At 67.1% G+C, this 18397-nt stretch carries 17 protein-coding genes; 6 read left to right on the top strand and 11 right to left on the bottom strand.

Features of this window, described 5'->3' with window-relative positions:
* Window positions 1-58 precede the first annotated feature (58 nt).
* The 4 genes from IEX43_RS16280 to IEX43_RS16265 all read right to left on the bottom strand — a co-directional run bounded on the left by IEX43_RS16280 (window position 59) and on the right by IEX43_RS16265 (window position 4551).
* The gene (locus tag IEX43_RS16280) at window positions 59-1795 is read right to left on the bottom strand and encodes an ABC-F family ATP-binding cassette domain-containing protein (protein WP_188812646.1); all 1737 of its coding nucleotides are present in this window, start codon (window positions 1793-1795) and stop codon (window positions 59-61) included.
* Window positions 1796-1964: 169 nt separating this feature from the next.
* Window positions 1965-2834, bottom strand: a complete 870-nt coding sequence (locus IEX43_RS16275; RefSeq protein ID WP_188812644.1) for a metal ABC transporter permease — start codon at window positions 2832-2834, stop codon at window positions 1965-1967.
* 2 nt (window positions 2835-2836) lie between these two features.
* Window positions 2837-3580: a metal ABC transporter ATP-binding protein gene (locus tag IEX43_RS16270; RefSeq protein WP_188812641.1), complete on the bottom strand. Its 744-nt coding sequence runs from the start codon at window positions 3578-3580 to the stop codon at window positions 2837-2839.
* The gene (locus IEX43_RS16265) at window positions 3577-4551 is read right to left on the bottom strand and encodes a metal ABC transporter substrate-binding protein (RefSeq protein WP_229666502.1); all 975 of its coding nucleotides are present in this window, start codon (window positions 4549-4551) and stop codon (window positions 3577-3579) included. Before IEX43_RS16265 ends, IEX43_RS16270 begins: the two co-directional genes overlap by 4 nt.
* Window positions 4552-4659: 108 nt before the next feature.
* Between IEX43_RS16265 and IEX43_RS16260 the strand changes: the two genes are divergently transcribed.
* On the top strand, window positions 4660-5421 hold the full coding sequence (locus IEX43_RS16260; protein ID WP_188812639.1) for a CPBP family intramembrane glutamic endopeptidase: 762 nt from the start codon (window positions 4660-4662) through the stop codon (window positions 5419-5421).
* Here the strand turns inward: IEX43_RS16260 and IEX43_RS16255 are convergent.
* From IEX43_RS16255 to IEX43_RS16240, 4 genes are all read right to left on the bottom strand, one after another.
* Window positions 5418-7178 carry a hypothetical protein gene (locus IEX43_RS16255; protein ID WP_188812638.1) on the bottom strand — a complete coding sequence of 587 codons (1761 nt, stop codon included), beginning with the start codon at window positions 7176-7178 and terminating at the stop codon, window positions 5418-5420. The genes IEX43_RS16260 and IEX43_RS16255 overlap by 4 nt on opposite strands.
* A 75-nt stretch (window positions 7179-7253) precedes the next feature.
* Window positions 7254-8180 (bottom strand): carbohydrate ABC transporter permease, encoded by a 927-nt coding sequence (locus IEX43_RS16250; protein ID WP_188812636.1) that lies wholly within the window; start codon window positions 8178-8180, stop codon window positions 7254-7256.
* A gap of 2 nt (window positions 8181-8182) precedes the next feature.
* A complete protein-coding gene (locus IEX43_RS16245) occupies window positions 8183-9127 on the bottom strand; it encodes a carbohydrate ABC transporter permease (protein WP_188812635.1) in 945 nt (314 codons plus the stop codon).
* 3 nt (window positions 9128-9130) lie between these two features.
* Window positions 9131-10405, bottom strand: coding sequence for an ABC transporter substrate-binding protein (locus tag IEX43_RS16240; RefSeq protein ID WP_188812633.1), 1275 nt, complete (start codon window positions 10403-10405; stop codon window positions 9131-9133).
* Between the two features lie 212 nt (window positions 10406-10617).
* Between IEX43_RS16240 and IEX43_RS16235 the strand changes: the two genes are divergently transcribed.
* From IEX43_RS16235 to IEX43_RS16220, 4 genes are all read left to right on the top strand, one after another.
* On the top strand, window positions 10618-11058 hold the full coding sequence (locus IEX43_RS16235; RefSeq protein WP_188812631.1) for a VOC family protein: 441 nt from the start codon (window positions 10618-10620) through the stop codon (window positions 11056-11058).
* Window positions 11059-11080: 22 nt separating this feature from the next.
* On the top strand, window positions 11081-12046 hold the full coding sequence (locus IEX43_RS16230; protein ID WP_188812629.1) for a 1,4-dihydroxy-2-naphthoyl-CoA synthase: 966 nt from the start codon (window positions 11081-11083) through the stop codon (window positions 12044-12046).
* Window positions 12047-12059: 13 nt separating this feature from the next.
* Window positions 12060-13241 (top strand): AMP-binding protein, encoded by a 1182-nt coding sequence (locus IEX43_RS16225; RefSeq protein WP_188812627.1) that lies wholly within the window; start codon window positions 12060-12062, stop codon window positions 13239-13241.
* A 64-nt stretch (window positions 13242-13305) separates the two neighbouring features.
* Window positions 13306-14187: a 1,4-dihydroxy-2-naphthoate polyprenyltransferase gene (locus IEX43_RS16220; protein WP_188812625.1), complete on the top strand. Its 882-nt coding sequence runs from the start codon at window positions 13306-13308 to the stop codon at window positions 14185-14187.
* A 30-nt stretch (window positions 14188-14217) separates the two neighbouring features.
* Here the strand turns inward: IEX43_RS16220 and IEX43_RS16215 are convergent, their stop codons facing one another.
* Entirely contained in the window at window positions 14218-14529 is a 312-nt protein-coding gene (locus IEX43_RS16215; protein WP_188812623.1) for a DUF4229 domain-containing protein, read from the bottom strand.
* A 62-nt stretch (window positions 14530-14591) separates the two neighbouring features.
* Here IEX43_RS16215 and IEX43_RS16210 point away from each other — a divergent pair, with 62 nt between their 5' ends.
* On the top strand, window positions 14592-14984 hold the full coding sequence (locus IEX43_RS16210; protein ID WP_188812621.1) for a PLD nuclease N-terminal domain-containing protein: 393 nt from the start codon (window positions 14592-14594) through the stop codon (window positions 14982-14984).
* A gap of 34 nt (window positions 14985-15018) precedes the next feature.
* On the opposite strand, the gene IEX43_RS16205 is transcribed toward IEX43_RS16210, so the two are convergent.
* Both IEX43_RS16205 and IEX43_RS16200 read right to left on the bottom strand, forming a co-directional pair.
* On the bottom strand, window positions 15019-16506 hold the full coding sequence (locus IEX43_RS16205; RefSeq protein WP_188812619.1) for a dynamin family protein: 1488 nt from the start codon (window positions 16504-16506) through the stop codon (window positions 15019-15021).
* A complete protein-coding gene (locus IEX43_RS16200) occupies window positions 16503-18386 on the bottom strand; it encodes a dynamin family protein (protein ID WP_188812617.1) in 1884 nt (627 codons plus the stop codon). Before IEX43_RS16200 ends, IEX43_RS16205 begins: the two co-directional genes overlap by 4 nt.
* Window positions 18387-18397 lie beyond the last annotated feature (11 nt).

The following is an 18397-nucleotide window of genomic DNA, read 5'->3' as shown; positions in this document are numbered from 1 at the left end:
TGCCGATCCCTCGGTAAAGACTGCTTAACGCAAACCTCACCGGTTCCCGGGCCTGCCCCTAGACCGGCGCGAGCACGCCCTTGTCCATGGAATACCGGGTCCAGCGTCCGACGGCGGTGTGCCCGGCCCGGGTGCCTTCCGGGCCGGCCTCACCACGGCTCCGCCGCGCGCGGGCAGCGAACCATTCCCGCAGGGCACGGTCGTGGCTGACCATCACCAGGGTCCCGGTGAAGCCTGCGAGCGCCGCCTCCAGCTGTTCCACCAGCACTGGTGCCAGGTGGTTGGTGGGTTCGTCCACGACCAGGGTGCCGTAGCCGCCCAGCAGCAGCCGTGCCAGGGCCAGCCTTCGCTGCTGGCCGGCGGACAGGCTGCCCACGGGCACGTGGAACTCGCTGGTTCGGAAGAGGCCGAGGCGGAGGAGGGCCTCGGCATGCTCGTCGATGTTGCCGCCGAGGCCCGCGGCGAAGGCCGGCAGCAGGCGCAGGGATGGCCGTTGCGGCAGCTCCAGTTCCTGCTGCAGGTAGCCGACGCGTCCGGGCCGCGTGACAGAGCCGGCAGCCGGGTCCAGGGTTCCGGCAAGGACGGAGAGCAGCGTCGATTTGCCCGCGCCGTTGGGCCCGGTGATCAGGACCTTCTCGCCGGGACCCGCCTGGAAGTCGGTGGTTCCCAGCCGGCCGGGCACGCACACCCCGTGCACAGCCAGCACCGGCGCGCCGTCCTGCGCAGACCCGGAAGGCCCAACACCCGGGTCCGCGGCCGGAGACGCCACAACACCCGGGTCCGCGGCGAGATCGACGTTCAGCCGCAGGGGTACCGGCGGCCGGTCCACGGGGCTGGCTTCGAGCCGGCGCAGGCGTTCCTGGGCGTTCCGGACCTGGCTGCTGGCAGCTTTCTGCCAGGTGCCTGCCTTGAAGTCAAAGCCCATCTTGTCGCCGTCGCGCTTGCGTCCGTACCCCATGGTCCCGGCAACGGTCTCTGCCTGCCGCTTTTCGGACTCCATCGCATCAATCCAGGTGTGGTACTGCTGGACCCAGCGCGCGCGTTCGGCTGCCTTCTCCCGGAGGTAGCCGTCGTAGCCGTTGCCGTAGCGGGTCACGGCGCGGCGCTCGGCATCCACTTCGATGATGGTGCTGGCCACCTTGCGGAGGAGCACCCGGTCATGGGACACCACCACCACGGTGCCGCTGTGGGCGGCCAGCCGGTCCTCCAGCCAGGCCGTTCCGCGGGCGTCCAGGTGGTTGGTGGGCTCGTCCAGGAGCAGGATGTCCGCGGGATCGGCCAGGACACACGCCAAGGCCACACGTTCCTGCTCCCCGCCGGACAGCGATCCCAGCACCCGGTTCCGGTCCAGGCCGCCCAGGCCCAGCCGGTCCAGCGCAGCCTCCACCCGGGACTCGGCTGCGTAGCCTTCCCGCAGTTGATATTCCGTCTGGAGCCTGCCGTAGGTTTCCAGCTCGTCGTCGCCGGCGTCAGCCAGCCCTGCCTCCAGCCGGTCAAGCTCCGCTTCGATGGCACGCAGGGCGGCCAGGGAAGCGTCGACGGCGGCACCCACGGTGAAGGTTTCCGGCAGGCCATGGGTCTGGGCGAGGTAGCCCACCCGGCCCTGGATTGCCGCCGTGCCTTCGTCCGGGGTTTCAAGGCCTGAAAGGAGCCGCAGCAGGGTGGATTTGCCGGCACCGTTTTCGCCGACGACGGCCACGTGTTCGCCGGGGGTGATGGCCAGGGTGATGCCGTCCAGCAGCAGGCGGTCGCCATAGCCGTGAGAGACGCCGGAAAGGGTCAGGTGTTCAGTCAATGGAAGTCCTCGCAAAGTTCCGCAGTGTGGCCGCGGGGTGGACCGGATTTTTCCGGTCCCAACGGCGGCCCTGGATTGGGGAAGGCAGCCCGGCATGGCCGGCTGCTGGCTAGGACTTCATCGCTCCAGCCTGCCCGCCGCGGGTGGCCGAGTCAAGCGGAAAGCCGGGTCAGGCAGCGGCGAGCGCGGCGGCCTTCCTGCGCCGCGCCTTCGCCAGCCGGGTCCCGATCAGTCCCTGCCGCGGGCTGAAGAGGTAGACGACGGCGAAGACCACACCCTGCGTGAGCACCACCATGGCGCCGGAGGCTGTGTCCAGGTAATAGCTGAGGTAGATGCCGGCGATGGAGCAGACTGCCGAGACCACCGGTGCGATGACCAGCATCCGGGAGAACCGGTCCGTCAGCAGGTAGGCCGTGGCACCGGGAATGATCAGCATGGCCACCACCAGCACCACGCCCACGGTCTGCAGCGCCACCACGGAAGTCAGGGCAAGCAGGCCCAACAGCAGCGCCCCCAGCCTTTGGGGCGACAGCCCGATGGCGTGCGCGTGGGTGGGGTCGAAGGCGTAGAGGGTAAGGTCCCGCCGCTTGAGGATCAGGATGGCGAACGCCACAACGCCCAGCACCAGGACCTGGATGAGGTCCGGGATGCTCACGCCCAGCAGGTTGCCGAAGATGATGTGGTTCAGGTCCGTTTGGCTGGGCGTGACGGAAATCAGCACCAGGCCCAGGGCAAACAAGGAGGAGAACACGATGCCGATTGCGGCGTCCTCCTTGACCCGGCTGGTGTTGCGGACCACTCCGATCAGGGTCACGGCAATCAGTGCGAACACCAGCGCCCCCAGCGCGAAGGGGGCACCCACGATGTACGCCAGCACAACGCCGGGCAGGACGGCATGCGAGACGGCGTCACCCATCAGGGACCAGCCGATCAGGACCAGCCAGCAGCTGAGCACTGCGCAGACGACGGCGGCGAGCGCGGTGGTGACGATGGCCCGGACCATGAAGTCATAGCTGAGGGGTTCGAGGAGGAGTTCCATCGTCAGCCCGCTTCCTTCCGGTTGAGCACGTCCAGGCCGAACGCCATGGCGAGGTTTTCCGGCTGCAGCACCCGCTCCGGCGGGCCATGCATGAGGACCTTGTGCATCAGCAGCACGGCTTCGTCGCACAGCTGCGGGAGGGCATGGAGATCGTGGGTGGACACCAGGATGGTGCAGCCGTCCGAGGCGAGCTCGCGCAGCAGGCGGGTGATGGTGGCCTCGGACCGCTTGTCCACACCCGCGAAGGGCTCGTCCAGCAGCATGATGGTGGCGCCCTGGGCGATGCCGCGGGCCACGAACGCACGCTTCTTCTGGCCGCCGGACAGCTGGCCGATCTGCCTGCCGGCGTAATCCCCGAGCTCCACCCGGTCCAGTGCCTCGTCAACGGCGGCGCGGTCGGCCTTGGACGCCCGGCGGGTGAACCCCTGGTGGCCGTACCGGCCCATCATCACCACGTCGCGCACGGACAGCGGGAACTGCCAGTCCACTTCCTCGCTTTGCGGAACGTAGCCGATCCCCCCTTCCCGGCGTGCCTTCGAAGGCGGCTGCCCTCCAATCCGCACCGTGCCGGCGTCGGGCTTGACCATTCCCATGATCACCTTGAACAGGGTGGACTTCCCGGAGCCGTTCATGCCCACCAGGCCGCAGATCCGTGCCGGGTCCACCGTCAGGGAGGCAGCATCGAGGGCCAGGACTTCGCCATAATGCACCGTGACATTCTCGACGGCGATGGCCGGGGTGCTCATGACCCTGCTCCGGCGGTGAGGGCGCTGGTAATGACCTCGGCGTCGTGCCGGATCAGGTCAAGGTAGGTGGGGACCGGCCCGTCCGCTTCCGAGAGTGAGTCCACGTAGAGCGTGCCGCCAAAGCTGGCGCCCGTGGCTTCCACCACCTGCTGCATGGGAGCATCGGACACGGTGGATTCGCAGAACACCGCGGGGACATTGTTGGTTTTGACGTACTCGATGGCCCGGGTGATCTGCTGCGGAGTGGCCTGCTGCTCGGCATTGACAGCCCAGATGTAGACCTCCTTCAGCCCGGCGTCGCGGGCCAGGTAGGAGAAGGCGCCCTCACACGTGACCAGGGCCCGCTGGTTCTCCGGGACGCCGGCCAGGCTGGAGGTCATCTGGTCCTGCACAGCCTGGAGTTCGGCCTTGTAGGCATCCCCGTTCGCGGCGAAGGCGGCCGCATTGTCCGGGTCCAGTTCGCTGAACGCCCGGACCATGTTGTCCACGTAGGTCTGCACGTTCACCGGCGACATCCACGCGTGCGGATTGGGTTTGCCCTGGTATGAGTCCTCGCTGATGGACATCACCTCCACGCCCTCGCTGACCACGGCATGCGGCACGTCCAGCCCCTCAACGAACTGCCCGAACCATGCCTCCAGGTTGAGTCCGTTGTCCAGGATGAGGTCGGCTTTTGAGGCCTTCCGGATGTCGCCCGGCGTGGGGTCATAGCCGTGGATCTCAGCGCCGGCCTTGGTGATGGACTCGACCGTGAGCTTGTCCCCCGCAACATTCCGGGCGATGTCCGCCAGCACGGTGAAGGTGGTCAGGACCACGGGCTTGCCGTCTCCGTTGCCTGAAGCTCCCCCGCCGCAGGAGGTCAGCAAGAGGGAAAGCACGACGGCGGCCACGGCTGCGGCGCGGAAACGCACCGTCCGCCCGGGGCGGGTCCGGGCGGCTACTTTGGCGCACCGAAACATAAATTTAGGCATACCGAAGATTCTACGGGACGCACGTTTCGGCCAGCAACGCTTCCACCCCACCCCCCAAGGCTCCAGAACGACACTTAGCGCTACCCAGTTGGAGGCTAGGCTGAAGCTATGGCTACCGCCCACCGAATACCACCCGCAGCGCAGCCGGAGCTGTACCGCTTCAAGCCGTTGGATTTCGCCACCCTCATCACCTATGTGGCCATCGCCGGGTTTTTTGCCGTGGCCGGTGAGCTGCTGGCTCCCTTCCTGCGACAGATAACTCCCAGCCCGGCGGCCGCCTCCTACGCGGTCAACCTGCTTTTCTATGCCTCCGTGGGCATACTCGCATTCCTCGCGGCCAGGAAGGTGGTGGGCCGCGACGTAAAGGTCCTGGCCACCCGGCCGTGGTTCACGCTGCTGATGGTTCCGGCCGCGGTGATTGCCATGATGATCCTGACCGCCGTGGTGGTAGCCCTGAGCGGCGAGGCCCAGACGTCACAGAACCAGGCGGGACTGCAGGAACTGGCCCAGCAGATCCCGGCCTGGCTGATGGTCCCGCTGCTGGTGGTGGTGGGACCGTTCGTGGAGGAATACATCTTCCGCCACCTGCTGATCGGCAAGCTGAGCCGGCGGGTGAACATCTGGATCTGCTGCGCCCTGTCCGTGGTGCTGTTCGCGGCCCTTCACATCGTGGGCCAGGAAGCGGTCACCTTCACCGCGATGCTTCCCTACCTGGCCATGGGCGCCACGCTGGTGTTCGTCTACGTGTGGACCGGGAAGAACCTGATGTTCGCCTACTTTGTGCACGCCGCAAAGAACCTGCTGGCCGTGGTGTTCATCTACGCCATCCCGCCGGAAGTCTTCGAACAGCTCCAGCAGATCCAGCCCTAGGAACTCCGGGGCACGGCGCGCAGCGTGAACCGGTGGCTGCCGCGGGTGCGCCCGGTGATGTACACCTTCACGCCTCCGGACGCGTTGGTTCCGGCCAGGTACCGGTAGCTTTCACCGGGGTTGTAGGCAGCCGGAGTGTCCGGGCCGGCAGGCAAACCGGGTCCGAACTCGATGGCGTCCCCGCCCACCCCGTAGCGGCCCATCCCCTCCACCAGCTGGAAGGCGCCGGTCCCGCCCAGGGGGACAACGCCGTCGAGCGTTCCGCCCGGCCGGAACGTCAGCTCAAGGGCGAAGGCCGTGTCCGCGCCGTCGAAACTGACGTCCAGCACCGCCTGTCCGCCGTCAGCCTGCACGGCAATGTCCGTGGCAAGCCGGTGGACCACGGTGGGCCGGCTGCCGAAGTCCATGCCCGCGCTGAAGCGGCCCTCGTGCTCCAGCGTGTAGATGCCGTCCGCCCGCCGCTTCTGCGGAGGCAGGGGCAGGTAGAAGTTGGCCTCCAGCTCCTCGGACAGGGTCACGGCATTCCCGCGCGCCTCCGTGTGCTGGCTGCGGAAGGGCCCCAGGTCAAAGAAGCTGCGCGACAACCTCACGTCCGTGAGCACCGCCGCGCCGTGCGCAAACCGGAGGAAGGTGGGATTCGTGGCAAGCCCGGACACCACACCAGGCTCCAGGGCGTCGCAGCCGCCAAACACCGTAGCCACCGTTCCGGCACCCCGGAACCGGTACACGCCGCAGCTCTCCAGCGCAGCGCCCGCGGGTGCCATGGCGGCGTGGAATGAAATGTCCGACGACGGCGGCGCGCCTTCTGCCGGGGTGCGTCCGGGCAGCGCCTCCCGCAGCCAGGGATCCAGCCGGGCCAGCGCCAGCAGCTTGGCCGGCTCATGCAGGGGCAGCCCCTCCAGCCAGGTGGCCGCGGCGGCGAAGTCCTCCCGGCCGTCCTGGTTGGCCATCCGCCGGTACAGGTGCAGGAAAGGGGCGGCGTCGAAGGTCATCCACTGGTCCTGGCGGCGCGAGAACACCGACTCCACGCTGCCGTCCGGGCTGAACCACGGCAGGAACGCGGTAAGGTTCCGGCGGACGTGGTCCAGCAGTTCCGGCCGTCCCGAACTGTCCGCGATGGCCAGCAGGGACGGATTGGTGACGGCGGTGGCATACAGCGGACTGCGCTCGGAGTACATCCCGTCCGGCAGCTGGTCGATCCCCTCCGCCAGCCACTCCGAGATCCTCTCCGCAATGCCCGGCCGCGGCTGCAGCCGGTCCATCTGCGCCAGCGCCGCGCACAGCTCCCACCGGTGGTTGGGCGTGTGGACCCCGCCCGCAACCATGGCATTCGTGGCCCGGGAGACAATGCCGCTGAGCCTTGCGTCCACCTCCGCCAGCACCGGGTCCGGCGGGGTGTCCAGGGCCCGGAGCAGGCCCAGCGCAAGGCACACGTCATTGAGCGTGAAGGCCGAGTCCGGCGGGGAGCACAGGTTGGTGCCGTCGAACAGGCCGGTGGAGCCCTGGAGCTGTTCCAGCCGGTCAAGGCAACTGGACATCGGCTCCCGCAGCCCGCCAGCGCCGTCGAAGCGGGCACCGTAAAAGCGGGAGCCGGGCTCGGTGATGACCGTCACCATCGCCAGCAGCCTGCCCATGGCAGGCCGGTGCGCCAGGGCCGCCACGTCGGCGTCGTGCGTTTCCAGTAGGGCCTGCACGGACTGGTCCGCCGCCTCCCCCACACGGTTGAGGAACGCTGCGTCCACGGAAGCTGTCTGCAAGATGTTGCCTTTCATGGGTCTGCCCGGGGTCCTGTCCCGGCGCAGGCTGGCGTAATAGCGCTTCGGGGCAGGATGCTAGTCCTTCAGGCCCGCGCTGACGTCGGCGTTGAGCACGTATTTCTGGAAGACAAAGAACACCAGGACCAGCGGCAGGATGGAGATCACCGAGGCGCCCAGCAGCACCGGCCAGTCGATGTTTTCTGCGCCCACGATGCTGCGCAGTGCCACCTGGAGCGTGTACCACTTGGGATCGTTGAGGACGATCAGCGGCCAGATGTAGTCGTTCCACCGCCACTGGAACGAGAAAATGGCGAGCGTGAACAGGATGGGCCGTGAGAGCGGCAGCATGATCCGGAAGAAGATGGCCAGTTCGCTGGCGCCGTCGATCCGGGCCGAGTGCAGCAGGTCATCCGGGACCGTGAGGAAGAACTGCCGGAACATGAACACGCCCGTGGCGGTGAGGACGGACGGCACGATGATGCCGGCCAGCGAGTTGTAGAGGCCCAGATCGCGGATCACCGTGAACGTGGGGTTCAGGATCACCTCGGTGGGCAGCATGGTGGTGGCCAGGATGCACACGAAGAACAGCCTGGTGCCCTTGTTGTTGTACTTGGCCAGCGCGTAGCCCGTGCAGGCGCTGAAGAACACTGTGAGCACCGTGGTGACGATGGCCACCGTTGCCGTGTTCAGGAAGTACTGCGCGAAGTCCACCCGTTCCCAGGCATCCACGAAGCCCTGGAAGGTCCATTCCCGCGGAATCATGGACAGCGGGTAGCTGAACAGTTCGCTGCCCGGCTTGAAGGAGCTGAGGAGGAACCAGAGCAGCGGCAGTGCGTAGATTGCCGCGATGACCCACATGAGCACGGTGAGGGGGACGGACAGCCTGGCCCGGCCTTCCCGGTTGCTACGGGGGCCCCGCCTGCCCCTGGCGGAGTCCACCTTCTCGGCTCCCAGGGCGGATTCCTCCGCAATGGCGGGAGGGAGGTTGGCTGCTGTTGCCATGGTCAGGCCTTCTTCCGGTTGAAGCGCAGCTGGATGAGGGCGATCGCCAGCAGGACCACCATCAGCACCATGGAGGCGGCACTGGCGTACCCCACCTTGGACTGCTCGAAGCCGGTCTTGTAGATGTACTGCACGATCAGGGTGTTCTCCGTTCCGGGGCCGCCGTTGGTCAGGGCCTGGATCATGGCGAATTCCTTCATGGCATGGATGGTGGAGAGCAGGATGACCATGAACGACGTCGGCGCGATGCCCGGGAGGGTGACGTTCAGGAAGCGCTGCCACGCGTTGGCGCCATCCAGTTCCGCTGCCTCCAGCAGGGCTTCCGGGATGTTCTTCAGGGCCGCGATGAAGAGCAGCATGTTGAAGGCCGTCCCGCCCCATGCGGAGGCGAAAATGACCACCGTGAGGGCCAGGTTGCCATTGCTGGACCATGGGACCGCGCTGCCGCCGGCACTGGTGATCAGGAAGTTCACGAACCCAAAGTCCTGGCCGAACATCCACTTCCAGATGACGCCCACCACGATGGGTGAAATCAGCCAGGGCAGGAAAATGACGATCTTGGCCGCGGTGCGTCCCCGGACTGCCTTGCTGACCAGCAGCGCGGCTACCCCAAGGGAGCAGACGTAGATCAGCGGCACGGACAGGACCGTGTACACAAAGGTCCTGCCCAGTGCGGCGTAGAAGGTGCCGTCCGCGAAGAGCTTCTGGAAGTTGGCCAGGCCGATGAAGTTCAGCTTGCCCACGCCGCGGTAGTCCGTGAAGGAATACAGCAGCCCCAGCGCTCCGGGCCAGACGAAGAAGACCAGGAAGAGCACCACGTTGACGCCGATGAGGACCAGCGGTGCGATGACGTAGCGGTTCCGGCGCTTCTGCTGGGACTTGCTCCGGACTGCGCCTGGTTCCGGTGCCCGCGGCGCCACCGTGGTGCTCATGGTTGGGTTGGCCACGGATCAGGCTCCGTTGTAGAGCTTCACGATGTTGTCCACCGTGGTCCTGGCATCCTGGCTGCCGGAGAGCATCTTGACGGTCTCTTCGCGCAGGGGGTCGCCGGAGAACGGGGTTTCCGCGTAGGCCTCGGCCACCACGCGTTTGATGGCGTTGTCCCCCTTGGCCTCGTTGCCGGCGATCTGCTTCTGGTACAGCTCAAAGGAGGCCTGCTGGAACGGGTACTCCACCTGCAGGTCCTTCACCGGCAGGTAGCCGCCCAGCTTGGCGAACTCGGTGTAGTTGGCGTCCTCGTAGAACCAGTCGATGAACTTCTTGGCTTCCTCGTCGGCGCCGGTGTCCTTGAACGCGATCATGAAGCCGCCGCCGAGGTTGGTGGCGCTGACTTCCTTCTTGGGCAGCGGCACGGAGAGCCACTCGAAGTCCTTGATGTTCTTGTTGAAGTCCGCCACCTGCCAGCTGCCGGAGTAGTACGCGGCAACCTGGCCGCTCTTGAACATCGCGTTGCCGTCCTCGCCGCTGAGCCAGACCGACTTGGGCATGGTCTGGTCATCGTTGATCTTCTGGAAGTACTCGAGGGTTTCCACGGCCTCGTCGTCCGCAGAGTACTTGTCCCCTTCCTTGGCGAAGGCGGTGCTGCCGAACTCGTACATCATGGCGCGCAGGCGGTGGCCGGAGCGGTCCATCACGAAGCCGTACTTGGCGCCGGCCTTCTCGCGGACCTCATTGACCGCGGCCACGAACTCGTCCCAGGTCCACGCCTGTGCAATGTCGGTGGGGTAGCTGACACCGGCTTTGTCGAACAGGCTCTTGTTGACGAACAGGCCCACGGCGGTGAGGTCGGAGGGTATGGCGGGGATGATGCCGTCCGGGGATTCCTGCAGGAAGTTCTGGTCGATTCCGCGGGACTGGGCGATGTCCGAGAGGTCCTGGAGCTGGTTGACCCACAGCGGATCCAGGCCGGTGACGCGGGCCAGGGCAGGGAGATCATTGGCCGTGGCCGCGTTCTTGAGCTTGGTGGTGATATCCGCGGTGGGAACGTCCACCACCTCGATGGTGATGCCGGTGGCTTCCTGGTACTTCTTGGCCGCGGCCGCGAAGGCGCCGCCCTGGTTGGTGTCACCGGAGAGGACCAGCTGCAGGGTTTTTGCGCCGCCTTCCGATCCGCCTCCGCTGCTGCCGCCGCAGGCCGTAAGCCCCGTGGCCAGGGCCGAGAGTCCGAACGCCGTCAGTCCGAACTGGCGGCGGCTGATGCTGGAGATTCTTGTCTTCTCTGACAATGGTCTGTCCTGTCTCTCGCTGGGCTCCGGGCCCTCCGTTGGCGGCCCTGGGTGAAAGTGGTGGCGCTGCCCGCCGGAAAACAATCCGGAAGGGAAAAGCCTTTCCGCCCAACTGTGACTTATGTCATGACAATGTGTCAAGAGAACTTTCTATCGTTATACAATCCTTGCCGGGCCTTCCACGGCAGCACGTGCCACCGTACCTTGGTGGGATGGGACTGAACATCCAGATAGTCATCGACTGCACCCGTCCGCACGAGCTTGCCGACTGGTGGGCTGAAACCCTCGGGTGGTCCGTGGAGCCCCAGGACGCCGCCTTCATCCGCTCCATGATCGAGCAGGGCTTCGCCACGGAGGACATGACCATGACCCACCGGGGCAACCTGGTGTGGCGCGAGGGCTGCGCAATCCGCCCAATGGAGGAACTCGAGTCCAAGGCGCCGGAACGGCGCCTCCTCTTCCAGACGGCGCCGGAGGCCAAAACGGTGAAGAACCGCGTGCACTGGGACATCAACCTGGCCGGCCGGGACAAGGACGAGGTCCGCCGGGAACTTGAGGCCCGGGGCGCCACGTTCCTGTGGACGGCCAGCCAGGGGCCGCACTCCTGGCACACCATGGCGGACCCCGAGGGCAACGAGTTCTGCATCAGCTGAGGCCGATTACTAGACTTGGACGGTGAGCAAACAGATTCCCGCCCAGGTGTCCGACGTCTTCGACCCCTCCCGCTGGCGCACCGTGGCCGGCTTCGAGGACTTCCAGGACATGACCTACCACCGGCAGGTGGAGCGGGATTCCGACGGCGGCTGGGTGCGTGACCTGCCGACGGTCCGGATCGCATTCAACCGGCCCGAGGTGCGCAACGCCTTCCGGCCGGGCACCGTGGACGAGCTCTACCGGGCCATGGACCACGCGCGGATGTCCCCAGACGTTGCCACCGTCCTGCTCACCGGGAACGGCCCCTCCCCCAAGGACGGCGGGCACTCGTTCTGCTCGGGCGGGGACCAGCGGATCCGGGGCCGGGACGGCTACAGGTATGTAATACAAGAAACAGACGGCGAAACCCAGGAAACCATCGACCCCGCCCGTGCCGGCAGGCTCCACATCCTGGAAGTCCAGCGGCTCATGCGGACCATGCCCAAGGTGGTCATCGCCGTCGTCAACGGCTGGGCGGCCGGCGGCGGGCACTCCCTGCATGTGGTGGCGGACCTCACCATCGCCTCCCGCCAGCACGGCAAGTTCAAGCAGACGGACGCCACGGTGGGCAGTTTCGACGCGGGCTACGGCTCGGCCCTGCTGGCCCGCCAGATCGGGCAGAAGGCAGCCCGCGAGATCTTCTTCCTTGCCCGCGAATATTCCGCTGAGGACATGGTTCGGATGGGTGCCGTCAATGAGGCCGTGGACCACCAACGGCTCGAAGAGGTGGCCCTGGAATACGCCGCGGACATCGCACGGCAGTCGCCGCAGGCCATCCGGATGCTGAAATTCGCCTTCAACCTTGCCGACGACGGCCTGGCCGGGCAGCAGGTGTTCGCCGGGGAGGCCACGCGGCTGGCGTACATGACGGACGAGGCGGTGGAGGGCAAGGAAGCCTTCCTGCAAAAACGCGAGCCCGACTGGTCCACCTTCCCGCACTACTTCTAGGCAGGAGCGGAACATGAATACTCCAGCGAAAGCCGCCGGCCCCATCAACATCGAGCCGGCCCTGAAAGCCCTGGCGGCCGCCCTCCATGGCGAGGGACCCGCCGTCGAACTCTCCATCGGCGAGAACGGCGCCCTGGTGGTGGGGCACGTGGAGACTCCGGGCTGCGATGACGCGGTGGCCGTGGTCCGTACGTCCGGCTCCACGGGCGCGCCCAAGGCCACCGTGCTGACCGTCGAGTCGCTGGCGGCGTCCTCGATGGCTACGGCCCTGGCGCTCAAGGGCGAAGGCCAGTGGCTCCTGGCGCTGCCCGTGCAGTACGTTGCGGGCATCCAGGTGCTGGTGCGCTCCCTGTTCGCGGGCACCCGCCCGTGGGTCATGGACATGTCCCACGGCTTTACGCCCGAGGCCTTCACCGCCGCGGCCCAGGAACTCACGGACAAAATCCGGTTCACCTCGCTGGTCCCCACCCAGTTGCAGCGGCTCCTCGACGCTCCGTCGACGGAGACCCTGGCCGCGCTCCGCCGCTTCAACGCCGTCCTGCTGGGCGGCGCCCCCGCGCCGGCATCCCTGCTGGCCGCCGCCCGCGAGGCCGGAGTGCGGGTGATCACCACCTACGGTTCCGCCGAATCCTGCGGCGGCTGCGTGTACGACGGTTTCCCGCTGGAGGGCGTCTCGGTCCGGGTCGAGGAGGACGGCCGCATCCTGCTGGGCGGGGACACCATCGCTGCGGGCTACCTCGAGTCGCCGGAGAGCACGGACACGTTTTTCGAGGAGGACGGCGTGCGCTGGTACCGCACCAGCGATCTCGGCAGCATTGACGACGACGGCCGGCTGACCGTGCTGGGCAGGGCCGACGACGTGATCATCACCGGCGGCGTGAAGGTTTCCGCCGCTCACGTGCAGGAAGAGCTGGAGAAGTCCGACGGCGTCGCGGCGGCTTTCGTGGCAGGGGTGCCTTCCGCCGAGTGGGGCCAGGCCGTGGCGGCCTACGTGGCGCTGGCGGACCCCGCGCCGGCTCCGGGCGCGGAAGGCGGGGACACCGCCGTCGTCCTTGAACAGCAGTGGCACCGGATGCTGGGGGTCCTTGCGCCCAAAACCGTCCTGGCGGCCTCCGCGCTGCTGATGCTTCCCAACGGCAAACCGGACCGCCTGGCCATGACCGCAGAACTCAAAGCCCGGCACCAGGGAAAGTAAAGTAGACCTGCACCACCCGGCAGGACCCCCTCCTGCAGCCCCCAACACACGCGAGGTACTTAACGTGGCTACAGCCGCACAATGGATCCAAGGCGCCCGGCTCCGGACGCTGCCCGCAGCGATTGCGCCGGTGCTGATCGGCTCCGCCGCAGCCTACGAGATGGGTTCGTTCCTCCTGTTCAACGCCATCCTCGCGGCGCTGGTGGCCCTCCTGCTCCAGGTGGGGGTGAACTTTGCCAACGACTACTCGGACGGCATCCGGGGGACCGATGATGACCGCGTGGGCCCGCTGCGCCTGGTGGGATCCGGGGCGGCCAGCCCTGAGCACGTGAAACGGGCGGCGTTTGCTGCGTTTGCGGCCGCCATGGTGTTTGGCCTGGTCCTGGTGGTGATCACCCAGAGCTGGTGGCTGATCCTGGTGGGCCTGGGCTGCGTCATGGCCGCCTGGGGCTATACCGGCGGCAAGAACCCGTACGGCTACATGGGCCTGGGCGACGTGTTCGTGTTCGTGTTCTTCGGGCTGGTGGCAACCCTGGGCACCACCTACACGCAGGCCGGGCTGATCAACCTGCCCGCCATCATCGGTGCAATCGGCACCGGGCTGATCGCCACCGCCCTGCTCATGGCCAACAACGTCCGGGACATCCCCACGGACATGCAGGCCGGCAAGAAGACCCTGGCGGTCCGGCTGGGCGATAAGCATGCGCGCGAAAGCTACGTGCTGATGCTGGCCGTGGCCATCCTGCTGGTGGTGATCCTGGCTCCCGGCCGGCCGTGGATGCTGATAGTGCTGCTGCTGATTCCGGCCTGCCTCATGCCCGCGTGGCTGATGATCAACGGGCGCAAGCGCAAGAGCCTTATCCCGGTCCTCAAGCAGACCGGACTGATCAACCTCGGCTACAGCCTGCTGTTCTCACTGGGGCTGGTGCTTAGCCGGGGCTTCTAGCGGACCAAAGCCTGCAGGGGGTGGCGGGGCTTATGGGCGCTTGCGGCCCTTCGCATCATTGCTGATGGTGACGTCGGGGTTGGCGTCCAGCAGTGCATCCTCGGCGTGCGCGTCCTGGACTTCGCCGGCGGAGCGCAGCGGCTTGGCCTTGCCGGAAAAACGGTGTTGGAGTGCCGCCGCGGCGTCGTCCCGCTGCTTCTGGAAAAACAGGTAGCTCACGGCGAAAGCGATCAGGGCCGCGCAGATGACGGACATGAGGGCGCCCAGCCCCAGGAAGGTGAAGAGCACGAACAGGGGCGCGAAGAGAGCCAGGCGGATCAGGGAATATTTCAAAAAGGCCACTATTCAAGTTTAGCCGCCTCCCGCCTGCGGCCCCTGCCCCTCCTGACGATAGACTTAATGGCATGCTCTTCCGTGTGGCTTTGGCCGTCGCAATCCTCGCCATCTTCGTGTATGGCCTCGTCGACGTGATCCGGACCGACGGGCGCCTTACCCGCGGAATTTCCAAACCCGCCTGGATCGTGGTCATGATCGTCCTGCCGGTACTGGGCGCGATCCTCTGGCTCCTGATCGGCCGGCCGCGCGGCACACCCCCGCAGCGGCAGGACTACCGCCATCCCACCGCCCCGGACGATGACCCGGACTTCCTCCGCAACCTGGAGGTCCGCCGCCGGCAGGAGGCGGAAGCCGCCCGCCTCAAGAAGCTCAAGGATGAGCTGGATGCCAAGGCCAAGGACGTCGACGGCGGGAAAGACAAGCACGAGACCGACGAGCACGATAACGACGGACTGAAATAGGTCTCCGCCGGGAGAGCACTCCCCCGGCCGTCCTTCAGGCCGGTTGGCGCTGGCGGGCAAACGACTCCGCCAGCACGCCCTCGCAGCTGCGGACCACAACCCGGCAGGCATCAAGGGCCAGCCCGTCCGTCAGCGGGCTCTCCGCCACCGCGCGCCAGCGCAGCAGGTACCGGCGGGCTTCGTCAGCCATGTCGCCGGGCGCTGTGTCCGCATCCAGTCCCAGCCTCATATGCGGCGCAGCGCCGCGGCCGCCGATCAGGCCCTCGGCTTCCGCCGCCAGTTCGGGGCTGAGCGGCACGCCCGTGGTCCGCAGGACGGCCAGCAGCCGCAGTTCGCGGAACTCATGCGCATTGGCCTGCAGCCGCTCCAGGGCCGCAGCCAGGTGCCCGGTGCCCGGGCGGGGCGAGGTGCGCAGCAGGGACTCCACCGCCACCAAAGCCGTGCGCGCCTTCAGCGCCTCGGCCCGTGCCTGGAACTGGCGGCCCAGCAGGTCCAGCAAAGGATCCAGGCCGCTGCGCCGGGCCAGCTCGTGGGCCAGCGGGGTGGGTTCATTGAATCCGCTGGAGATCAGGACCACGGCCAGCCGGATCCCGAACAGGCCAAACCTTGCCAGCAGCGAGGCCCTGGCCTCCGCCGCCAGCCCTTCCGGGATGGTGGACCGGATGAACCTGTCCGCCGAGAGCAGTGCCTTCTCGCGGTCGCCGCGGTCCAGGCCCGCCAGCAGCTGGAGGGCGGCGAATTCCTGCTGGCGCATGGTCCGCGCGCTTTGGGCAAGGAGCCCTGCCACCGGCACGACGCCCAGCGCGAGTTTCCGCAGGTTGTGGTCCCGGCGGTACCTGTCAGCGATTTCTCCGGCGGAGAGCAGCGAATCGATGCGGCCGCCACCAACCTCATCGGCCCTGGAGAGTACCGCGATTGCGTTGACCGTTCCCGAGCGGCCCGCTTCCGTGTCCCGGAAGGACTCAAGGAACCGAACGTCCGCTGCGTGCATGTGGCGCATCAGGTAGACGATGGCGTCCGCCTCGGACTCGGTGTCCGCCGGGGCCAGGAAGGCGGTGGAGCGGGCGGACACCTCACGGGACAGCGAAGCGATGCCGGGGGTATCAATCAGGGTCATGTCCCGCAGTGCCGGCGACGGCCACTCCACCTCCAGCCGGTCCACATCCGCCGCGTCCACATCCCCCAGCACGAAGACGAGGCGGCCGTCCACGCGTTTGAGCGGCAGCACCCTGGGCTCGCCGCCGGTGGGATGGAGGGTGATGCGGGGAGTGTGCCCGTGCCGGTACCAGGTGATGATCCGGGTGCACTCCCCCGTGTCCGTGGGCGCTATCTCCTCGCCGAGAATCGCGTTCAGCAGGGTGGACTTGCCGGCTTTGACCATGCCCGCAATGGCCACACGCAGCGGCTCCGCGAGCCTCCGGGCAATACGCTGGAGGCTGGCCACGCTGGCCGGATCATCCGCGTAGGTTTCCAGCGCCTCCTGGACCAGGCCAGCGGCACCGGCAACTGTTGAACCAGTCATCGGGGGCCGCCCGCCGGCATCATGGTTCCGGATACTTCGGCGGCAACGGCCTGCGCGGACCGGTGGAGTGCATCCACCTTCTTGAGCTCAGCCTTGATGTCCCTGATGCGGGCGTCCTTTTCCAGGGCGTAGGTATTGGCGGCTTTCTGTGCCGCGGACACCGAGTCGGCCAGGGAGCGGTGGTGCTCGTCGGCTATCTCAGTGAAGTGGTCGCGGATGGAGCGCTGCACCAGCCGCAGGCGGTCCTTCAGTTGCTTGCCCACCTGGAAAGTCACGTCGTCGAGCTGCCGCCTGACCAGGGCCTTGGCCTCCCCCTGCCGGCGCTTGAGCCGCGCTTCCTTGTCTTCCCGGTATGCCTTGCGTCCCAGCAGGAGACCGGCACCCAGGGAGAACGGGTTGATCAGCGCCATACCAAAGATGCCGGTCAGGAGCCCGAACATCAGCACCCCTCCGTAGGAGCCCCGCATGCCGATCAGCACTTTCTGCACGGGGTTGACGTGCCCGGGGTCCATCCCCGGCATCGCGTCCACGGGATCCAGCACGTCGGCGGAATGGGACACCTGCATCACCGGCAACGGGACTTCGTCCGCGGCGAAATGGTCAGCCACCTGCCCGGCCAGCGACTGCGCCCGCTCGCTGGTGAGGACGAAGGTGTCAGAGACGGCGGCCGCGGTGGATACTTCCAGCCACTTGGAAAAATCAGTCCAGGCCGGTCCCGGGTCCTCCTGGTCAATGGCGGCTTCAGCTTCCCGCTGGATGTGGCGGAGACGGTTGCGGAGGTCGTACTCCATATCGGCGATGAGGTCGCTAATGCCGTCGCTGAGGGTGACCTGCCAGCGTGCGGTCCGTTTCCGAAGGTCGTCAGCCTCGGCCCGGGCCGCCTCCAGCTCCGAAATCATCTGGGGTGTGCCGCCAGGGTTCTCGAGTGCTTCAAGCTCCGATTGCAGGGAGAGTCGCAGGTTCTCGGTGACGGCGAGCAGGTCCTGGCTCACGGAGCGGCCTTGGAGCCGCTGTGCCCCTTCCACGATTCCGCTGCGGAGGTGGGCAACCAGTGCGGGGAAGCCGGATTCCTCATTCAGCTCGCTGTCCTGCAGGCGTGCTGCCTCCAGGCGGAGGTCGGAGGAGACGGCAAACAGCGGGATCCCGGGCGCTACGTTCCCGAGATGGGAGCGGTCCATCTCCTCCACCCGCCGCCAGTCCGGGTAGAGGTCGGTCTTGGTCAGCACCCCCACAACGTTCGGAGTAATCCGCATTGCTTGCCGCAGGAAGCGCAGCTCCGGTTCGGTGTATTCCTGGGAGGCGTCCGAGACCAGGAGCATCGCATCGGCGGTGGGCAGGGCCGTGAGGGTGGCCAGGGTGTGCGCGGACCCGAGGCCACCCACGCCGGGTGAATCGATGACGACGAGCCCGCCGGCCAGGATCCTGCGGGGCAGGCATACCTCTGCAGCCAGGAGTTTCTTGCTGTTGCCGGGATTGCCTTGTTCGGAAACATAAGCCGGGAGGTCGGCGACGGGAATCGGTTGGCGGTCAACGGCACCGTCATCGCCGGAGTCCGCGTCGGAGGTGGGGACCAGGATCGCTGCCGAGGCCGGGTCCCCGTAGCGGACAACCGTGGGAACGGACGTGGCGACGTCGTCATCGACGGGGCAGGCCGGCGCACCCACCAGGGCGTTGATGAACTTGCTTTTACCTTGCTTGAACTCACCCACCACGATGATCCGGATGCTGGGATCCCTCAGCCGCCCCAATGCCAGCTCAAGGCGTTTCCGGAGGTCCTCCCGGTCCCCGGTGCCCACGAGCTGGAGTCCGTGCTCCACAAGCTGGATCAGCTGGCCGGCCGTCACCGGAGTTGCTGGGTGTGCCGGTCCTGCTTCTGCCACAGCCTGTCCTC

Origin of the sequence: Pseudarthrobacter polychromogenes, from assembly GCF_014644495.1 — a bacterium.
Taxonomy (GTDB): Bacteria; Actinomycetota; Actinomycetes; order Actinomycetales; family Micrococcaceae; genus Arthrobacter; species Arthrobacter polychromogenes.
This window is presented reverse-complemented; position numbering and strand designations above follow the sequence as displayed.

Excerpts from the sequence above, each read along its gene's own strand:
- IEX43_RS16275 (WP_188812644.1), bottom strand. The coding sequence starts at position 2,834 with ATGGAACTCCTCCTCGAACCCCTCAGCTATGACTTCATGGTCCGGGCC.
- IEX43_RS16270 (WP_188812641.1), bottom strand. The coding sequence starts at position 3,580 with ATGAGCACCCCGGCCATCGCCGTCGAGAATGTCACGGTGCATTATGGC.
- IEX43_RS16260 (WP_188812639.1), top strand. The coding sequence starts at position 4,660 with ATGGCTACCGCCCACCGAATACCACCCGCAGCGCAGCCGGAGCTGTAC.
- IEX43_RS16250 (WP_188812636.1), bottom strand. The coding sequence starts at position 8,180 with ATGGCAACAGCAGCCAACCTCCCTCCCGCCATTGCGGAGGAATCCGCC.
- IEX43_RS16235 (WP_188812631.1), top strand. The coding sequence starts at position 10,618 with ATGGGACTGAACATCCAGATAGTCATCGACTGCACCCGTCCGCACGAG.
- IEX43_RS16225 (WP_188812627.1), top strand. The coding sequence starts at position 12,060 with ATGAATACTCCAGCGAAAGCCGCCGGCCCCATCAACATCGAGCCGGCC.
- IEX43_RS16205 (WP_188812619.1), bottom strand. The coding sequence starts at position 16,506 with ATGACTGGTTCAACAGTTGCCGGTGCCGCTGGCCTGGTCCAGGAGGCG.
- IEX43_RS16265 (WP_229666502.1), bottom strand. The coding sequence starts at position 4,551 with ATGCCTAAATTTATGTTTCGGTGCGCCAAAGTAGCCGCCCGGACCCGC.
- IEX43_RS16210 (WP_188812621.1), top strand. The coding sequence starts at position 14,592 with ATGCTCTTCCGTGTGGCTTTGGCCGTCGCAATCCTCGCCATCTTCGTG.